This window comes from Lacisediminihabitans sp. FW035 (genome assembly GCF_054880895.1).
Genome location: NZ_CM142187.1, coordinates 1,138,098 through 1,153,038, shown reverse-complemented (window position 1 = coordinate 1,153,038; position 14,941 = coordinate 1,138,098). Strand labels below are relative to the sequence as shown.

The 14,941-nt window shown below is 67.9% G+C and carries 16 protein-coding genes; 3 read left to right on the top strand and 13 right to left on the bottom strand.

The window, feature by feature from the left end:
- Positions 1-3: 3 nt before the first annotated feature.
- The 8 genes from ACVXZ4_RS05550 to rpsB all read right to left on the bottom strand — a co-directional run bounded on the left by ACVXZ4_RS05550 (position 4) and on the right by rpsB (position 7,697).
- Positions 4-1,800, bottom strand: a complete 1,797-nt coding sequence (locus tag ACVXZ4_RS05550) for a cation:proton antiporter (RefSeq protein WP_461797238.1) — start codon at positions 1,798-1,800, stop codon at positions 4-6.
- A 43-nt stretch (positions 1,801-1,843) separates the two neighbouring features.
- Positions 1,844-2,476, bottom strand: coding sequence for an aggregation-promoting factor C-terminal-like domain-containing protein (locus ACVXZ4_RS05545; protein ID WP_461797237.1), 633 nt, complete (start codon positions 2,474-2,476; stop codon positions 1,844-1,846).
- 46 nt (positions 2,477-2,522) lie between these two features.
- A complete protein-coding gene (locus tag ACVXZ4_RS05540) occupies positions 2,523-3,074 on the bottom strand; it encodes a DivIVA domain-containing protein (protein ID WP_461797236.1) in 552 nt (183 codons plus the stop codon).
- A gap of 35 nt (positions 3,075-3,109) precedes the next feature.
- Positions 3,110-4,090, bottom strand: a complete 981-nt coding sequence (locus ACVXZ4_RS05535) for a phosphatidate cytidylyltransferase (RefSeq protein ID WP_461797235.1) — start codon at positions 4,088-4,090, stop codon at positions 3,110-3,112.
- Complete coding sequence (gene frr, locus ACVXZ4_RS05530) at positions 4,091-4,645, bottom strand: ribosome recycling factor (protein ID WP_461797234.1); 555 nt, start codon at positions 4,643-4,645, stop codon at positions 4,091-4,093. It abuts the gene before it with no gap.
- Between the two features lie 54 nt (positions 4,646-4,699).
- Positions 4,700-5,413, bottom strand: a complete 714-nt coding sequence (gene pyrH, locus ACVXZ4_RS05525; RefSeq protein ID WP_354574788.1) for a UMP kinase — start codon at positions 5,411-5,413, stop codon at positions 4,700-4,702.
- 341 nt (positions 5,414-5,754) lie between these two features.
- A complete protein-coding gene (gene tsf / locus ACVXZ4_RS05520; RefSeq protein ID WP_461797233.1) occupies positions 5,755-6,582 on the bottom strand; it encodes a translation elongation factor Ts in 828 nt (275 codons plus the stop codon).
- Between the two features lie 14 nt (positions 6,583-6,596).
- Complete coding sequence (gene rpsB, locus ACVXZ4_RS05515) at positions 6,597-7,697, bottom strand: 30S ribosomal protein S2 (protein WP_461797232.1); 1,101 nt, start codon at positions 7,695-7,697, stop codon at positions 6,597-6,599.
- Positions 7,698-7,894: 197 nt separating this feature from the next.
- On the opposite strand from rpsB, the gene ACVXZ4_RS05510 reads away from it, so the two are divergent.
- Together ACVXZ4_RS05510 and ACVXZ4_RS05505 are read left to right on the top strand one after the other, a co-directional pair.
- On the top strand, positions 7,895-8,611 hold the full coding sequence (locus ACVXZ4_RS05510; protein ID WP_461797231.1) for a M23 family metallopeptidase: 717 nt from the start codon (positions 7,895-7,897) through the stop codon (positions 8,609-8,611).
- A 56-nt stretch (positions 8,612-8,667) separates the two neighbouring features.
- Positions 8,668-9,027 carry a hypothetical protein gene (locus ACVXZ4_RS05505; protein ID WP_461797230.1) on the top strand — a complete coding sequence of 120 codons (360 nt, stop codon included), beginning with the start codon at positions 8,668-8,670 and terminating at the stop codon, positions 9,025-9,027.
- 91 nt (positions 9,028-9,118) lie between these two features.
- On the opposite strand, the gene ACVXZ4_RS05500 is transcribed toward ACVXZ4_RS05505, so the two are convergent.
- Both ACVXZ4_RS05500 and ACVXZ4_RS05495 read right to left on the bottom strand, forming a co-directional pair.
- Complete coding sequence (locus ACVXZ4_RS05500; RefSeq protein WP_461797229.1) at positions 9,119-10,078, bottom strand: tyrosine recombinase XerC; 960 nt, start codon at positions 10,076-10,078, stop codon at positions 9,119-9,121.
- Between the two features lie 88 nt (positions 10,079-10,166).
- A complete protein-coding gene (locus ACVXZ4_RS05495; RefSeq protein WP_461797228.1) occupies positions 10,167-11,126 on the bottom strand; it encodes a metallophosphoesterase in 960 nt (319 codons plus the stop codon).
- A gap of 136 nt (positions 11,127-11,262) precedes the next feature.
- On the opposite strand from ACVXZ4_RS05495, the gene ACVXZ4_RS05490 reads away from it, so the two are divergent.
- Positions 11,263-11,502 carry a hypothetical protein gene (locus ACVXZ4_RS05490; protein WP_461797227.1) on the top strand — a complete coding sequence of 80 codons (240 nt, stop codon included), beginning with the start codon at positions 11,263-11,265 and terminating at the stop codon, positions 11,500-11,502.
- 19 nt (positions 11,503-11,521) lie between these two features.
- Here the strand turns inward: ACVXZ4_RS05490 and dprA are convergent, their stop codons facing one another.
- Genes dprA through ACVXZ4_RS05475 form a run of 3 tightly spaced genes read right to left on the bottom strand, consistent with a single transcriptional unit; the run spans position 11,522 to position 14,669 of the window.
- Positions 11,522-12,742 (bottom strand): DNA-processing protein DprA, encoded by a 1,221-nt coding sequence (gene dprA, locus ACVXZ4_RS05485; protein ID WP_461797226.1) that lies wholly within the window; start codon positions 12,740-12,742, stop codon positions 11,522-11,524.
- A gap of 41 nt (positions 12,743-12,783) precedes the next feature.
- Positions 12,784-14,313 carry a YifB family Mg chelatase-like AAA ATPase gene (locus ACVXZ4_RS05480; RefSeq protein WP_461797225.1) on the bottom strand — a complete coding sequence of 510 codons (1,530 nt, stop codon included), beginning with the start codon at positions 14,311-14,313 and terminating at the stop codon, positions 12,784-12,786.
- Positions 14,313-14,669: a YraN family protein gene (locus ACVXZ4_RS05475; RefSeq protein ID WP_461797224.1), complete on the bottom strand. Its 357-nt coding sequence runs from the start codon at positions 14,667-14,669 to the stop codon at positions 14,313-14,315. The genes ACVXZ4_RS05480 and ACVXZ4_RS05475 overlap by 1 nt, the downstream gene beginning before the upstream one ends.
- Positions 14,670-14,941 lie beyond the last annotated feature (272 nt).

Genomic DNA, 14,941 nt, shown 5'->3' with positions numbered 1-14,941 from the left:
CCCCTAGGACCCGCTCGGATTGTCGATCTGTTCGAGCCGGGTCTCCTCGAGGTCGAGCATGGCCTGGGCGCGGGACAGGATGCGGGACGCATAGGTCCCGGCGCTGCGCGCGTCGAGCAGCGCCTCCCGTTCCGCCTGCAGCACCTCGCGGCGCAGGGCGCGGTACTGCTGGTGGGGCGAATTCACCAGCGCATCGACCCCGGCACCGTGTTCCGCCCGCTCCCAGGCGGACTCCGCACCCAGCAGAGTGTCGTGGCGCACGCGGTCGATGACCTCCGGGTCGACGACATCGTCCCCCGGCAGTTCGAGACGAGGATTCTCCAGTACCGCGATGCCCGCTTCGCTCATCGCGTCGAGCAGAGTCGCGAGCTCGCGGCGGTCGGCCGCCCGGTCCGTTCCACGGATGCCGCTGGCTCGGATCAGCCACGGCAGAGTGCTGCCCTGCAACAGCAGCGTACTGATCGCCACCGTGAAGGCCACCAGGATGAGTTGCTCCCGGTAGGGGAAACTGCCGTCCGCCGGCAGGGACTGTGCTGCGGCGAGGGTGACCACCCCGCGCATCCCGGACCAGGAGAGGATCACCCCGCCCTTCCATCCGAAACCCTCCCCGCGCAGCTGGGACAGGTCGGTCGCCCTCCGGTTGTGCACCCGTTTGGCACGCTCGCGGCTGCGATTCAGCCGCTCGTCCTGGCTCGCCCGGCCGCGCACACGCTCGATGGCGAGGGCGAACCGCCGATTGTTGCGTTCCCGTTGCTCGTTGTGGCGCTGCAGCCAGTAGAGCAGCGGTCCGACGAAGAGGAACCGCACGGCGATGATCACTCCGGTCATCAGCAGGCCGACGTAGAAGGCGTCGATGGCCGGGAAGACCTGGGGATCGACGGACTCCACGATCCGCCGGATCTGCAGCCCCATCAGCAGGAACACCCCGTTCTCGAGCAGGAACTGCACAGTGCGCCAATTGAGACGCTCACTGATGCGCGCCTGCGGGGTGAAGTGCCGGGCGCTGCCATGGCCCGCATAGAGCCCTGCTACGACCACCGCGAGCACCCCGGAGGCGTTGAGCTCCTCGGCGGGGATGAAGGCGATGAAAGGCACCGCGAACGAGATGGCTGTGTCGAGCACCGGATCGAGCACCGGATCGTGCAGCTTCGAGCGCAGGAACACCGTCACGAATCCGATCACGAGCCCCACCACGATCGCGACGACGACGGCGTAGCCGAAGTCGGCGATCACTCCCCCGATGTTCACGGTGGTCACTCCCGCGACGATGGCTGCGGCGGCCGCGACCGCCGAACGCAGAAGCACGAGCGCCGTCGCATCGTTGACGAGGCTCTCGCCCTCGAGGATCGTGACCAACCGGGGCGGGAGGCCGAGGCGTTTCCCGAGGGAGGTCGCGGCGACCGCATCCGTCGGGCTGATCACTGCGCCGAGCGCGACGGCGGCGGCGAAGTTGAGGTCGGGGAAGATCACAAAGAGAAGGGAGCCGGTGATGAAGGCGGATGCCACGACCAGCAGTACCGACAGCGCCGAGATGGTGTTGAGGTTGCGCCGGAAATCGACGAGCGGCACGTTGATCGCTGCCGAATACAGCAGCGGCGGAAGAATGCCGACCAGGATCACCTCCGGGGGCACCGCGAAATCGGCGGGGAATCCGGGAAGGTAGCTCCCACCGAGGCCGAGGACCACGAGGATGAGCGGCGCGGCCACTCCGAGCTTCTTCGAGAAGGCGGCGACCGAGACGATCGTGATGATGCCGATGACTCCCAGCAGCGCGTACTGGGCGAATTGCTCGGAGTCCATCAGCCCAGTTTACGGGCGGTGATCGGGCCGATTCCGGGGCGGGTCAGTACCAGCCGGTGGACTGGCTGTGGGCCCACGCGCCACAGGGAGTGCCGTAGCGACCCGTGATGTAGTTCAGCCCCCACGTGATCTGGGTGGCGGGGTTCGTGGCCCAGTCGGCTCCGGCCGAAGCCATCTTTGAACCGGGGAGGGCCTGCGGGATGCCGTAGGCACCGCTGGGGTTCGCCGCATAGACGTTCCAGTGAGACTCGCGGTTGAAGAGAGCAACGAGGCAGGCGAACTGGTCTTCGCCCCAGCCCCTTGCCAGGACCATCTCGTGGCCGATGGCCTGCGCTGATCCCGGATCCGGCGTGCCGACGGCCGGCGCACCCGCCGATCGCACGACGATCACCGGTTCCTTCTTCTTCTCGGTGACCTTGTAATTGTCCCGCACGACGGTGCTGCTGGTGACATCCGCGATCTCGAGGGTCTGCACCACCCGCTGTGTCGGCTGGGTGACGGCGAACGAGGTCTGCACCTGTTCGGGAGCTATCGTGAGCGCCAAGATGAGTCCCGCGGCGGCCAGGAAGGAGAAGATCGGCAGAAGGCGACGGGTGCGCAGCTTGTGCCCCTGAGCACCGGCCCCGGCTCCGCGCGATGCGGCCTGGGGCGAGAGATCCTGCGGTCGCCTACCCATAGAAAGAAGAGTTTAGCCGAAGGGATGGCAAAAAGCCCATCCGCGGTCAGCGGACCGCCAGCATCACGTTGACGACGGCGTCGAGAAGCAGGTCGACCTGGGCCTCGCGGTAGCCGCCCTTCTTCGGCCGGAACGCCACCGTGCGCACCTCGTCGATGCTCATCGGCCGGCCATCCTGGAAGTAGTTCGTGAGGCGCGTGGCGAAGGCATCCACGTCCTTGCGGTGATAGCCGTTGCTCAGGAAATTGACGCGGTCGAAGCGGTGCCCCACGGGGCGGGCGAGGCGGTCGAGGATCTCCCGGGCGATGCTGCGGGCCTCCGTGTACCAGGCCTCGTCACCGCGTTCCTGGATGGCGCGCTCGCGCTCGCGGCTCGCGAAGGCGTCTTCCAGGCGCTCGAGCGCGGCATCCACGTGCACAGGCGAGTAGCCGCCCTTCTGCAGGGAGAACGCCATGCGACGGATGTTCGTCGCGTTCACGACAGCGGGCTCGGTCGAGTCTGCCGAGTAGGCGCGACGTGCTTCTTCGAGGAAGTCCTCGACCTGGTCGACGCTGTAGCCGCGACGGGACTTGCGGATGCGGGGGAACGTTGTACTCACGCGACCATTGTGCCCTACGAGTCGGGGCGAACGCGTCAGCTGAAGATGACGAACAGCACGTAGGCCGCCGCGGCACTCGGAAGGATCGAGTCGAGACGGTCGAGGAAGCCGCCGTGGCCCGGGAGCCAGGTGCTGATGTCCTTGATGCCGAGGTCGCGTTTGATGAGCGATTCGGTGAGGTCGCCGATCGTGCCGGTGAACACCATGACCGCCCCGAAGACGAGTCCGAACCACCACGGCTCGTGCAGCATGAAGACCGAGACGACGATCCCGGCGATGAGCGCGGTCACCACCGATCCGGCGAAGCCCTCCCAGGTCTTCTTCGGGCTGATACGGGGGGCCATCGGATGCTTCCCGAACAGGAGCCCGGACGCGTAGGCCCCGATGTCGACGGAGATCACCACGAGGAGGAAGGCGAGAGCCCACCATTCCCCACCGTCCTGTGCGGCGAGGAGCACCGCGAAGCTGCCGAGGAATGGCACGTAGACCTGCACGAAAGTGCCGGCCGCGACATCCTTCCAGAGGTCTTGCGCGTTGGCCTTGTGGTTCTTGCCGAGGCTCTCGGCCAGCCGCCAGAGGGCGACGAAGACGATTCCACCGAGCACCACGAGCCAGCGCCCCTGGTCGTCGAGATAGAAAGCCGCCGGCACGGAGGCGAGCCCGGCGACGACACTGGGCCAGCGAGGCACGTCGCGGCCGGCAAACCGAAGTGCGCTGGCGAGCTCGAAGGTGGTGAACGCGATGAGCGCGCCCGTGAAGATCATGAACAGCGCCTTGATGAAGATCAGGCTTCCGATGAGCAGCACGCCGAGCCCGACGCCGATGAGGATCGCGAGCGGCAGGTTGCGCCCGGTGCGCGCCTCGATCTTCACATTGGTGGCGTCGATCTGGGCTCGAGTCGCGGCGACCTGCGCCTTGAACTCCTCCTCGAGCACATGAGCGCGTGCTTCGATCTCGTCGCGCCTGGCGCGACCGCGACTCTTCTTCGGCTGGGCTCTCTCGGTTGGCTCAGTCATTCAAACCTCGAGGAGCTCGGCTTCCTTCTTCTTGAGGGCATCCTCGATCGCGTCGATGTGGGCTTTCGTCACGGATTCGAGTTCTTTCTCGCCGCGCGCCACCTCGTCGTCCCCGACCTCTGTCTTCAGGGCATCCAGGTCGTCCTTCGCCTTGCGGCGGATGTTGCGGATCGAGACTTTGGAGTCCTCACCCTTGGCGCGCACGATCTTCACGAACTCGCGTCGACGCTCTTCGGTGAGCTCGGGAAGGGTGGCCCGGATGATCGTGCCGTCGTTGCCGACGTTGGCTCCAAGGTTCGGCGCGGTGGCGATCGCGCGCTCGATGTCCTTGAGTGCACCCTTGTCGTAGGGCGTGATCACGAGCGTGCGCGCCTCGGGGTTGTTCATCCCCGCGAGCTGGCCTAGGGGCGTCGGGGTTCCGTAGTAGTCGACCAGGATCTTCTGGAACAGAGCCGGGTTGGCACGGCCGGTGCGCACATTGCTGAAGTCGTCTTTCGCGGCTTCGACGGACTTGTGCATCTTGTCTTTGGCTTCTGCCAGGACATCGGAAATCACGAGCGGTCTCCTTCGAGGGGGATGGGACTGGATTGAGTTTAGTTGGAGACGACTTCAGTTCGAGACGAGCGTGCCGAGACGGTCTCCGCGGATGGCGGCCGTGACGTTGCCATGCGGCTCCATGCCGAAGACGACCATGGGCATCTTGTTGTCCATGCAGAGACTGAACGCCGTCGAGTCCACGACCTTGAGGCCCTTCACGAGGGCCTCCTGGTAGGTGACGTGCTCGAGCTTCTTCGCGTCGCTGTTCGTGCGGGGGTCGGAGTCGTACACGCCGTCGACGCCGTTCTTGGCCAGCAGCACGACATCCGCGCTGATCTCAAGCGCTCGCTGGGCCGCGACCGTGTCGGTGGAGAAGTACGGGAGCCCGGCACCGGCGCCGAAGATGACGACCCGGCCCTTCTCGAGGTGACGCTCCGCGCGACGGGGGATGTAGGGTTCGGCGACCTGGGTCATCGAGATCGCGGACTGCACCCTGGTGGCCGCTCCGGCCTGCTCGAGGAAGTCCTGGAGCGCGAGGGCGTTCATGACGGTTCCGAGCATGCCCATGTAGTCCGCGCGGCCCCTGTCCATGCCGCGCTGGCTGAGTTCGGCGCCGCGGAAGAAGTTGCCGCCTCCGACGACGATGGCGACTTCGACATCCGTCGCCGCGGCCGCGATCTCCTTCGCGAGGGAGCTCACCACGTCGGGGTTGACCCCCAGCGAGCCGCCTCCGAATGATTCACCCGAGAGCTTCAGCAGAACCCGTCTCTTGCGCGCGTCCGTCATGTCTGCTCCTTCAATCGTGGCCCCGTTCAGGCTACCGGATGGTCGGGCAGGGGGTGGGCGTGCGGTCGCGGCGGTGCCGTCCGATCGGCGCTGCGAGCACGCGCACCGCCTCCGACTCCAATCGACTTGGTAGTCGTTGCGACTTTCCGGCCGAAAAAGCCGCAACTACTACCAAGTCGATTGGGTGGGAAGGTCGCGCGGAGCGTGATCCTGAGCCGGTGCGCGGGAGGCCTCGCCCGACGACTGCGAACCGCGGGTGCAAACGGCCGGTCCGAACCGCGCACACGAAGGAGCCCGGACCGCATTCGCGATCCGGGCTCCTTCGTGGTGGTGCGTGAGTGTTAGGCGCCGACCTTGAAGCGGGCAAACCCGCTCACGGTGAGGCCGGCATCCTTCAGCACGGTGGCGACGGACAGCTTGTTGTCGCGCGCGTAGTCCTGCTCGGGCAAGACGACCTGCTTGAAGAAGCCGTTGACGCGACCCTCGATGATCTTCGGAAGAGCGGCCTCGGGCTTGCCCTCGCCGCGGCTGATCTCCTCGACGATGCGACGCTCGGACTCGACCTGCTCGGCCGGCACCTCGTCGCGCGACAGGTACAGCGGGTCGGCGAACGAGATGTGCTGCGCAATGCTGCGAGCGGTCTCGGCGTCGTCTCCCGAGTATCCGACGACCACTCCGACCTGCGGGGGCAGGTCCTTGTTGGTCTTGTGCAGGTACACGGCGAACTTCTCGCCCGAGATGACGGCGACACGGCGGAGGACGATCTTCTCGCCAAGGATGGCCGCTTCGTTGCTGATCAGGTCGGCGACTGTCTCCGACCCGACGGGAGCCGCGAGGCCCTCCTCGGGAGTGGATGCCCCGGCGGCGACGATCGCGTCGAGAACCGTGTTGCCCAGGGTGACGAACTTCTCACCCTTGGCGACGAAGTCGGTCTCGCAGGACAGCTCGATGAGCGTCGTGGTCGATCCGTTCTCCTTCGCGGCGACGAGCCCCTCGCTGGTGGAACGGTCGGCGCGCTTGGCGTTGCCCTTCGCGCCCTTTAGACGAAGCAGCTCGGTGGCCTTGTCGAGGTCACCGCCGGCCTCGACGAGGGCGTTCTTGGTTTCGACCATGCCGGTGCCGAGGCGCTCGCGCAGGGTCTTGAGGTCTTCAAGGCTGAAATCTGCCATGGAGGGACGTTCCTTTACTTCTTGGCGGCAGCAGGCTTTGCTGCAGCAGGCTTGGATGCGGCGGGCTTCTTGTCGTCGGCCTTCGCGTCGGCGGGGTGTGCCTTCTCGGCAGCGGTGGCTTCGGCTTCGAGCTTGGCCTCGGCCTCCTCATCGGAGATGACGTGGTGCTCGGGAACGAGGGTCGCGTCAGCGGCGGCCTCGTGCTCGGCGACGACGGCATCGGCGTCGTTCTCTTCGACCGGCACCTCGGAGGCGATGACCTCGGCCACGGCTGCGGTGTTCGACTCGGTCGAGGTGATGAGGCCGTCTACGGCCTCGATCTTCTCGGCCTCGGTGGACGGGGTCTCGGATGCTCCGAGGAGTTCCGCTTCCCACTCGGCGAGCGGCTCGACGGCGGAGACGTTGCCCGTGCCCTCTTCCGCCTTCTGGTGACGCTGGATGAGGCCCTCGGCCGCGGCATCCGCGATGATGCGGGTGAGCAGTCCGACGGAACGAATCGCGTCGTCGTTACCCGGGATCGGGTACTGCACCTCATCGGGGTCGCAGTTGGTGTCGAGGATCGCGATGACCGGGATCCCGAGCTTGTGCGCCTCGTCGATCGCGAGGTGCTCTTTCTTGGTGTCGACGATCCAGATCGCGGACGGGGTCTTCGTGAGGTTGCGGATACCGCCGAGCGAGCGCTGCAGCTTCACGAGCTCGCGGCGCTGGATGAGCAGCTCCTTCTTGGTGTAGCCGCGCGTGGTGTCGTCGAAGTCGATCTCTTCGAGCTCCTTCATGCGGGCGAGACGCTTGGAGACCGTCTGGAAGTTGGTGAGGAGGCCACCGAGCCAGCGCTGGTTGACGAACGGCTGGCCGACGCGCTGCGCCTGCTCTGCGATCGATCCCTGGGCCTGCTTCTTGGTGCCGACGAAGAGGATGGTGCCGCCGTGGGCGACCGTCTCCTTGACGTAGTCGTAGGTCTTGTCGATGTACTGCAGCGACTGCTGCAGGTCGATGATGTGGCTGCCCGAACGCTCGGTCAGGATGAATCGCTTCATCTTCGGGTTCCAGCGACGCGTCTGGTGGCCGAAGTGGACGCCGCTGTCGAGCAGCTGGCGGATGGTGACAACGGCCATGAGCCGTCTCCTTTTCTGCGCGCACGGACGACGCCCGCGAGCACTGTTTCAGTTCGTTATGGCCGCCGGTCGGTGGCCAATCCTGGTGCCCGACACACGTCCGCCCGACCCGTCGAAACGGGTGGAGACTGGTGGAGGAGTGCCGCATCCGAAGATGCAGTGGGCACGCGTAGTCACCCCGCCAGAGCGGAGTGCTGGTGAAAAGTGTATCACCGGGCACGCTTCGCCCGCTCCCCTCCTCCCCCACCGCTCCGGCCGCTGCGCTGCTCCCAGATTCTCGGATGCCGGAGGCCTTCGCCTCTCTCCCGGCGGAAGCTATTCAGGTGTTGTCCCCGTCTGCGGCCGCCTGGCCGACCCGGCTTAGTCGCCTGGTGATCCTGAGTGTGCTTCTGTTGGTGTCGGTCTCCCCCGCACCGACGGTGGTGCACGCCGCGGCGGGGGCGACCGCCAGCTGGGCCTGGCCCGTGCCGGTCCCGCATCCGATCGCCCGACCGTTCGTCGCCCCGCAGACCGCGTACGGCGCGGGGCACCGCGGCATCGACATCTCGTCCACGGCCGGAGTGGTGGTCTCTGCCCCGGCCGATGGGGTCGTGTACTTCGCCGGAGTGGTGGTCGACCGGCCGGTGTTGTCCATCCAGCATCCGGACGGTCTCGTCTCGAGCTACGAACCGGTGGAATCCGAGCTCGCGCCGGGTGCGCCGGTGCGGCGCGGGGAGGCGGTCGGTCTCCTGCTGCCGGGCCACTGCGCAACAGCCTGCCTGCACTTCGGAGTGCGGCTCCACGGGCAGTACGTATCGCCGCTCAACTACCTCGGAGGCATCCCGCATTCGGTGCTGCTACCGACCCGGCCGCTGGCCAGGCCGCTGGCCCGGCCGCAGGCTCAGCCGCTGGCCCGGCCGCAGGCTCAGCCGTAGGCCCAGCCGCAGGCTCAGCCGCCGTGATGGCCCGCCGGTGACTTATCGTTGGAACAATGATCAGCCGACGCGATGCCGCCAAGCGCCTCGACATCTCCCTCGATATGGCACAGCGCCACGATATCCCGGGCTGGATCTCGGAGGAGGCGCTCGCCGCCCTCGAGCAGGAACCGCCACCGTGGCTCCTGCAATCCCGCGCGAATCGGAGCTCGGGCGGGCGGCCCGTGTGGGTGACCCTGACCTGCGACATCTGCGGGCACAGCGAGTCGGTGCGGCCGAAGAAGTGGTGGCCGGAATTCACCTACCTCAGCTGCTCCGACCATGACATCTGGGATCTTCCCGAGCCGGCAGCGGGGCTCGCCCGCCAGGAGTTCGACGAGATCGGCGGGTTCTTCGTGGGGGTCGTCGACGGCTGACGCGTGTCTTCCGTCGACGAGAGCGGTCGGACGCGCGGCATGCGGACGCGCGGCATGCGGTCGCAGCGCGGGTCTCTGTCGATGCGAGCCGTCAGGCGCGTGGGTGGGCCGAGCGGTAGCTCTCCTTGAGCCGCTCGGCTGAGACGTGGGTATAGATCTGCGTCGTGCCGAGACTCGCGTGGCCGAGCATCTCCTGCACCGCACGCAGGTCGGCGCCGCCGTCGAGCAGGTGCGTCGCGGCGGTGTGGCGCAGCGCGTGAGGTCCGCTGGGGCCGCTGCCGGGGATTACGGAAAGGAGCCGCGACACGAGGGTGTAGACCGCGCGGGTGCCGAGCCGTGCCCCGCGTGCGGAGAGGAACAGGGCATCCGTCGGATTCGCGATCAGGATCGGCCGGGCCTCTGCGAGGTAGCGTTCGATCGCGAGCCGGGCCGGAACTCCGAACGGCACGACCCGTTCCTTAGATCCCTTTCCGGTGACCCGCACCGTGAGGCGCCCGAGGTCGACGCTCGCGACATCCAGGCCGGTGACCTCGCTCACCCGCAGCGCAGACGCATAGAGGAGCTCGACCACCGCGAGGTCACGTATCGCCTCCGGGGCGTCGGCCGTCGCTCGCGCGCCGAGGCCCGCGATCATCGCCTCCATCTGCGGCTCGGTGAGCACTCGCGGCAGGTGGTGGTCTGGGCGCGGGGACTTGAGCCGGGATGCCGTGTCGACCGCCATCCGGTCGGTCTTCGCGAGCCAGGAGGAGAGACCGCGCGCCGCGGCGGAGCGACGGGCGAGGGTGGATCGCGCCAGTCCCGCCTGCGAGCCCTGCCAGAGCCAATCCCTCAACAGCTCGAGCGACACGTCCTCGACGTCATCGACCCCCCGCGACCGCGCGAACGCACTGAGCTGGGCGAGATCCGAACGGTAGGACCGCACGGTGTGCGCACTGAAACCGCGCTCGGCGGCGAGATACACCGCGAAGTCGTCGACAGCGCGTTCGAGTTGCACGTTTCCATCGTGCTGCACCGCCGTGCTTTCCGGCGGATGACCCGCTCGGGGTGGCATTAGTGCGCTCTTCCGTGACACCCGCGCCCGAAATTGCGGCCGCGGGTGTCGCTCACGGCCGCGGAACAGCCAACGGTGGGCGGGAGGCTCAGGCCCGACCCTCCTCGACATCCGCGATTGATACCGTCGAGGACTTGTTCGAGAAGATGTCGAGCCGCCGGTCCGGGTCGAGCGCCGCCATCTTCTCCACGAAGCCGGCGCTGAAGCCGCTCACCTGCGCATGGTCGCCGATGGGAACGACTGAGTGCACCACCTGCCGCTCGTAGACCTGAAGCAGATTGAACGACTGTCCCCCGTCGATGCCCGAAAGGGAATGCGCCGGCGCGCTGAGGTCCATGGTGTAACAGGTCGCCGCGGCGACCGAGACCGGGATTCCGGCGAAGGTGCTGTGCGTGGCGTAGTGCAGGTGGCCGGCGAGGATGCCGCGCACGTCGGTACCCCGGATCACCTCGGCCAGCGCCGGTTGGTTCCGCAGTTCCAGCAGCGCCATGAGGTCGATGGGTGTCGGGATCGGTGGGTGATGCAGGGCGAGAAGTGTGCCGTGGGGGGCGGGGGTCGAGAGTTCGCGCGCGAGCCATTCGAGCTGCTTCACGGTGATGTCACCGTGGTGGTACCCGGGCACCGTGCTGTCGAAGGCGATGATGCGCAACCCGTCGATGTCGTGGACACGGTCTTGCGGTCGCGGGTCGGCATCCCACATCGAGCGTTCGTCGTAGAGGTCCGTGGCGAACCGCAGCCGCTCGTCGTGATTGCCCATCACCCAGATCACCGTGGAACCCATGCGCGCGGCGGCCGGTTCCACGATCCGCCGGAGGGTGCGGTAGGCATCCTCTTCAGCGAGGTCCGTGAGGTCGCCGGTGAAGACGATGGCCGCGGGAGTGGATCCGGAGCGCTCGAGCTGCTCCAGTGCCCGCCGCAGATTGCGGTGGGTGTCGATTTTCCCGTAAAGGGCTCGATCGCTGCCCCGTTCATCCGCGCCGAGGAAATGCGTGTCGCTGAGGTGGGCGACCACGTGTGTGGGTGCGGGGTACTGTCCGAACTGGGTCACCAGTCCACCCTAGGGCGGCGACTTGCGGGGCGGGGTCCTGTCGTCGACCTCGAACTTCTGCAGTCCGGTCGACTCGCGCGGTCTGCGGGCGGGGACGATGCACGCCTTCTCCTCGATTGCAGGACATGATTGGCCCATGTTCGAACCGACCGGAAACACAGACCGATTCAACCCGGTGCTCTTCACCGCGCCTGTCATCCTCATCGTCGTGGGTGTTTCGATCGTCCTGCTGGTGCCGGGAAGGGCGCTCCTCGGATTCATCGCCATCGCGCTGGCGGTGGTGAGCGCCGTCACATCAGTTCGCCGGCATCGGAGAGACCGATATAGGAGGGAACAGCGAGCCTCGCCACCGGCTGGCCCCCCTCCCGAGCGCTGACGAGATGGAGCCGTCGCGGTCACGGCCGCTCTGCGACCCACCCCCGTTCCCGTTCCGCGGCCCCGCCGTCGATCTGCAGCGATCCGAGTTCGGCCTGCACCTCGGCGACCGACAAACCCGAGCGGGCAGCGAGGTCATCCACCGATCGTGGGGCGCGCAGGCTGAGCGCGTCGGTGAGGCGAACACGCGCCGAGCTCGCGCTGGGAGGATTCTCCGCCGCGACCGGGACGGCCGGCACCTGCGCTCCGGGCACAAGCTCGGCCATCTCGGCGGCGGATGTCACGAGAGTGGCCAGGTACTCCCGGATGAGCCGGTGGCAGCCCGCGGACGCCGCCGAAGTGACCGGCCCCGGCACCGCCCCGATCGGTCGACCGAGCGATGCGGCGTGACCGGCGGTGTTGAGCGAGCCGGAGCGCCAGCCCGCCTCGAGCACGATGGTCGCCTGGCTCGCCGCCGCGATCAACCTGTTGCGTTGCAGGAAGCGCCACTTGGTCGGCGGAGAGCCGCACGGCAGTTCGGAGATCACGGCGCCCGCCTCGACGATGCGGGCGAGCAGTGCGTCGTGGCCGCTCGGATAGAACCGGTCCACGCCCCCGGCGAGGATCGCCACGGTCTGGCCGGAACTCGCGAGGGCAGCTCGATGTGCCATCCCGTCGATTCCGTAGGCGGCACCGGAGATGATCGCGAAGCCGCGATCGACCAGTCCGGCGGATGCTTCCATCGTGACGTGCTCGCCGTAGCCGGTCGCAGCACGCGCTCCGACGAGCGCGATCGAGTGGTCGGCGGCGGCCAGCGCCGTGCCGTTACCTCGAAGCCAGAGCGCGATCGGAGCATGAGCGCCGAGGTCGTCGACCCCGGTCGGCCAGGAGGGGTCACCCGGCACGAGAAGCTGTACCGCGAAACGGACGGCCTGCCGGAGGGCGACGAGTGCCACCCCGGACTTGAGCCGAGGGCTCCAGCGGGCTGCGGCGGCTTCGATCTCTGGGGCCGCAAGATCCGATCCGGCGGCGGAGGCGGCATCCGCAATCCGCGCCACGGACCAGCCCTCGACCAGTGCCGCCAGCGCTCCCTCCGCCCCGAGAGCCGCCACGAGCTCGCCGGCCGCGCGATCTCCGGGTTCGGCGATGCCCGTCCAACTGGCGCGGGCGAACAGCTCCGGCACGGTGCCGCGATCGGGATCGGGACAGAGGATGCGTACAAGTCCCGTGATCTCGGCGCCGTCCAGTCCGAACATGCTCATGGTGGTTCCTTTCTCCGTGGTCGTGATCCTGGTGAACGGGGTCACAGCGCCCTCCGCAGGTAGAGCGCGCGACCGATGTGGTCGGCTGTGGGGATCGCCGCGCCGGCAAGGTCGGCGATCGACCATCCGAGCCGCAGCACCCGGTCGTAGCCGCGCATCGTCAGACCTCCGCGTTCGAGAGCACGGTCGATCGACGTGGTCGTCGTCGGCCCGAGCCGTCGCTCCCTGCTGCGCAACCACGCGCCGGGCACTTCCGAATTGAGGCGCCAGGGAGTCTGCGCGAGGCGCTCGGCGGTGGCGAGTCGGGCATTCGTGACCCGTTGTCGGGCCGCGGCCGAGGTCACGCTCGGCGATTCGTCCCCGAGCCTTAGCCGCACGGCAGTCACCCGGCTCACCCTCATTTGGATGTCGATGCGGTCCATCAGGGGACCGGACAGCCGTGCGAGGTACTTGCGCCGCACGTGAGGTGTGCACACACAATCGGAGTCGGCAGCGCCGTACTGGCCGCAGGGACACGGATTGGCGGCCATGACGAGTTGGAACCGGGCGGGGAAATGAGCCACCGCGTTCGCCCGGTGGATGGTGACCACACCGGCTTCGAGCGGCTGGCGCAGGGCGTCGAGGGCCGCCGGCTGGAATTCCGGCGCCTCGTCGAGAAACAGCACGCCGTGCGAGGCGCGCGCCGCCGCCCCCGGTCGGATCACTCCGCTCCCGCCGCCCACCAGGGATGCCGCCGTCGCCGTGTGATGGGGAGACTCGAGGGGAGGCCGCACCGCGAGGCTCGTGCCGACCGGGAGGCCCGACAGCGAACGGATCGAGCTCACCTCCAGCGCGTCCTCGGCACCGAGGTCGGGAAGCAACCCCGGAAGCCGGGCGGCGAGCATAGTCTTGCCGGCACCGGGAGGCCCGAGGAGGAAGAGGTGGTGCCCTCCGGCCGCGGCGACAGTGAGTGCCTCGATGGCATCCTCGTTGCCCACGATGTCGGAGAGGTCGAGTCCATCATCGATCGGGTCGTCGATGCGGGGCGACTGAATCGCTTCGACCACGATCGGCTGCAGTTCGCCCCCGTGCCAGATCGCGGCATCCCGCAACGACGCGACCGGCACGACGCGGATGCCGGGGACGAGCCCGGCCTCGCCCGCGTTTCCGGCCGGAACCATCACGATCTCGGCTCCCGCCCGCGAGGCCGCCAATACCGCCGGAAGGACACCGGCGATCGGTCGGAGGCGCCCGTCGAGACCCAGCTCGCCGAGATGCACCACGCGCGCGACCGATTCGAGCGAGATGAGGCCCGCCGCTGCGAGCACGGCCATCGCGATGGCGAGGTCGAAGCCGGACCCGTGTTTCGGCAGCGCGGCCGGGGACAGGTTGACGGTCAGCTTGCGGTTCGGGAGCGGGCATCCGGAATTCGTCGCGGCGGCGCGGACGCGGTCCCGGGCCTCGTTGAGCGCAGCATCCGGAAGCCCGATCAGCACGAAGGACGGCAGGTTGCTCGAGATGTCGGCCTCGACGTCGACGAGGGTTCCGGTGAGCCCGAGAAGGGCGACCGCGGCGGTATGCGCGATCGCCATCAGAACACCCGGAGCAGGTGGTCGATCTGAGGAGGCGCGTCGGACGGCGCGATCACCGAGATCGCATCGATCCGGATGTTGCGGTGATCGCCCGGATTTTCGGCGCACCATGCTGCGGCGAGGCGTCGCAACCGCGCGAGTTTCTGCGCGGTGATCGCTTCGAACGGATGCCCGAACGCCACGCTCGATCGGGTCTTGACCTCGACGAAGACGGTTTCGGCACCGTCCGTCGCGACGATATCGATCTCGCCCTGGCCGCATCGCCAGTTGCGATCGACCACAAGGAGACCGGCCTCGGTGAGGAACGCCGCGGCGAGGTCTTCTCCACGTCGGCCCAACAGGTCTTTCGCAGCCATGGCTACCTCCGGGGAAGAGGATGCCTCGGGTGGGACTCGCGGCGGGCTTCAGGTCGTCGATCTGGGGAAGGCCGGGGAAGGCAGGTGGGCTGTGCGGGAGGGGTGGTCGTGGGCGGGCAAGTTGCGCCCGTGCCAGGCGAGTCGCGCGCTAAGGAGGGTCGAGACGCCGCACGGGTCTCGACACGTCGCTGGCGCTCCTACTCGACCGGTACGGGTCTGCCAGCGTTGTCGACGAGGGAGTCTTCTCGGGCGCAGATTCCGGTGACGTCGTG

What these genes read in the sequence shown, in the direction of transcription:
- ACVXZ4_RS05550 (WP_461797238.1), bottom strand. Translation starts at nt 1,800, where the DNA reads ATGGACTCCGAGCAATTCGCCCAGTACGCGCTGCTGGGAGTCATCGGC.
- ACVXZ4_RS05545 (WP_461797237.1), bottom strand. Translation starts at nt 2,476, where the DNA reads ATGGGTAGGCGACCGCAGGATCTCTCGCCCCAGGCCGCATCGCGCGGA.
- ACVXZ4_RS05535 (WP_461797235.1), bottom strand. Translation starts at nt 4,090, where the DNA reads ATGACTGAGCCAACCGAGAGAGCCCAGCCGAAGAAGAGTCGCGGTCGC.
- pyrH (WP_354574788.1), bottom strand. Translation starts at nt 5,413, where the DNA reads ATGACGGACGCGCGCAAGAGACGGGTTCTGCTGAAGCTCTCGGGTGAA.
- tsf (WP_461797233.1), bottom strand. Translation starts at nt 6,582, where the DNA reads ATGGCAGATTTCAGCCTTGAAGACCTCAAGACCCTGCGCGAGCGCCTC.
- rpsB (WP_461797232.1), bottom strand. Translation starts at nt 7,697, where the DNA reads ATGGCCGTTGTCACCATCCGCCAGCTGCTCGACAGCGGCGTCCACTTC.
- ACVXZ4_RS05505 (WP_461797230.1), top strand. Translation starts at nt 8,668, where the DNA reads ATGATCAGCCGACGCGATGCCGCCAAGCGCCTCGACATCTCCCTCGAT.
- ACVXZ4_RS05500 (WP_461797229.1), bottom strand. Translation starts at nt 10,078, where the DNA reads ATGCCACCCCGAGCGGGTCATCCGCCGGAAAGCACGGCGGTGCAGCAC.
- ACVXZ4_RS05490 (WP_461797227.1), top strand. Translation starts at nt 11,263, where the DNA reads ATGTTCGAACCGACCGGAAACACAGACCGATTCAACCCGGTGCTCTTC.
- dprA (WP_461797226.1), bottom strand. Translation starts at nt 12,742, where the DNA reads ATGAGCATGTTCGGACTGGACGGCGCCGAGATCACGGGACTTGTACGC.
- ACVXZ4_RS05480 (WP_461797225.1), bottom strand. Translation starts at nt 14,313, where the DNA reads ATGGCGATCGCGCATACCGCCGCGGTCGCCCTTCTCGGGCTCACCGGA.
- ACVXZ4_RS05475 (WP_461797224.1), bottom strand. Translation starts at nt 14,669, where the DNA reads ATGGCTGCGAAAGACCTGTTGGGCCGACGTGGAGAAGACCTCGCCGCG.